General features: G+C 62.8%; 2 protein-coding genes. Both read left to right on the top strand.

The annotated features are described in order from the left end of the window. Positions 1–195 precede the first annotated feature (195 nt). Entirely contained in the window at positions 196–714 is a 519-nt protein-coding gene (locus ACSFE6_RS31415; RefSeq protein WP_435431252.1) for an RNA polymerase sigma factor, read from the top strand. After that, a complete protein-coding gene (locus tag ACSFE6_RS31410; RefSeq protein WP_435431251.1) occupies positions 711–1,685 on the top strand; it encodes a FecR domain-containing protein in 975 nt (324 codons plus the stop codon). The genes ACSFE6_RS31415 and ACSFE6_RS31410 overlap by 4 nt, the downstream gene beginning before the upstream one ends. Positions 1,686–1,811: the final 126 nt, after the last annotated feature.

Genomic DNA, 1,811 nt, shown 5'->3' with positions numbered 1-1,811 from the left:
GACTTTTTCGAGAGCAGTCTTCCCCCCAAGGGAACTCCCCCTCCTCTGTGGGAGCGAGCCTGCTCGCGAAGAACGATAACGCGGTCCAACTGCCCTCCAATCCACCCGACCAACGCCAATTGCTTTCCCTCCCCCGCCTCTGACACAATCGCGAACAATTCTCGTTAGTTAACACTTCCCAATCGGTGATGCTGCGTGTCGTCAGTCCCAAGCCCTCAAAGTGAGCTCGTCGGTGCGTTATATCGCGACCATCGCGGTTGGCTATTGGCTTGGCTTCGTCGCAACGTCGCCTGCCCGCAGCGGGCCGAAGACCTGAGCCAGGACACCTTCGTGCGTCTGCTGGGGCGTGAAGAACTCAAAGCTCCGCGTGAACCGCGGGCGTTTCTGGTGGCGATCGCCAAAGGCCTGCTGTTCGATTATTTTCGCCGCGCCGCGCTGGAGCAGGCCTACCTCGCCGAACTGATGCTGATTCCAGAAGCCGAGCAACCCTCGGTGGAAGAGCAGCAAATGGTCCTCGAAGACCTGAAAAACATCGATCGCCTGCTCGGCAAGCTGTCGAGCAAAGCCCGGGCGGCGTTTCTCTACAACCGTCTCGACGGCCTCGGCCACGCAGAAATCGCCGAACGCCTGGGTGTGTCGGTGCCGCGCGTGCGCCAGTACCTGACCCAGGGTATTCGTCAGTGCTACATCGCGTTGTACGGGGAGCCAACATGAGTCCGCTCAGCTCCAAACCGGTCTCGGCACAGGTGCTGGACGCGGCGATTGCCTGGCAATTGTCGCTGGATTCCGGCAACCCGGTGGAACGCGAAGAGTTCGCCAAATGGCACGCCGCCCACGAAGAACACGCTCGCGCCTGGCGCCAACTGGGCATGCTCGACCAGCGCTTCAGCGTCGCCAGCGGCCCGGCCCGCACCGCACTGCTGCAATCACGCGAAGGCATCCGCCGCCGGGTGCGCAAGCTGGGCAGCGGGTTGGCCAGTGTCGTCGCGGTGATTGGCCTGGCGTTATTTGCCGGTGAACACTATTTGCCAGTCGGCTATTGGCTGGCCGACCAGCGCACCGCCACCGGCGAACAACGCACGATTCGCCTCGCCGACGGGACGCTGATCAACCTCAACACCCACAGTGCCGTGGACGTGCGCTTCGACGAGAAGCAGCGGTTGATTGTGCTGCAGGAAGGGGAAATCCTGGTTGAAACCGGTCATGGCGATGCCCGGCCGTTCATCGTCGAAACCCGTGAAGGCAGCATGCGCGCATTGGGTACGCGGTTCCTGGTCAAGCGCGAGGAACAAGGCACACGACTGAGCGTGTTGCAGTCGGCGGTCGCCGTCCATCCGCAATCGAACCCTGACGAACAGATTCTGCACGAGGGTCAGCAAGTGCTGATCCGCAATGACGGCCTGGGGCCGATTACTGCGCTGAACATGGGCGCCGACGCCTGGACCCGCGGCATGCTGGTGGTGGACAACGCTCGGCTGGAAGATCTGGTCAAAGAACTCAGCCGCTATCGCCCCGGGCACCTTGGCGTTGCGCCGCAAGTGGCCGACCTGCGGATTACCGGCAGCTTCCCGCTCAAAGATACCAACCTGGCCCTGAATGCCCTGCTGCCGACCCTGCCGGTGCAGATCGAACAGCACACGCAGTGGTGGGTGACGGTGGCGGCCAAGACCGAGGCCAAACCCTGAGAGGTGTTGCGCTTGGTGTGACGCCTTCGCGGGGGGGGGGGGGCCCGCCAAAAAAGACCCACACCCTTCTGGGAGGACGTTATCCCTAGCGGGTGGGGGAAATATCACCACACCCCCAACCCGGTT

Origin of the sequence: Pseudomonas baetica, assembly GCF_051216495.1 — a bacterium.
Taxonomy (GTDB): domain Bacteria; phylum Pseudomonadota; class Gammaproteobacteria; order Pseudomonadales; family Pseudomonadaceae; genus Aquipseudomonas; species Aquipseudomonas baetica_B.
The sequence above is the reverse complement of the archived record's forward strand: the minus strand, read 5'-3'. Positions and strand labels throughout refer to the sequence as shown.

Excerpts from the sequence above, each read along its gene's own strand:
- ACSFE6_RS31410 (WP_435431251.1), top strand. The coding sequence starts at position 711 with ATGAGTCCGCTCAGCTCCAAACCGGTCTCGGCACAGGTGCTGGACGCG.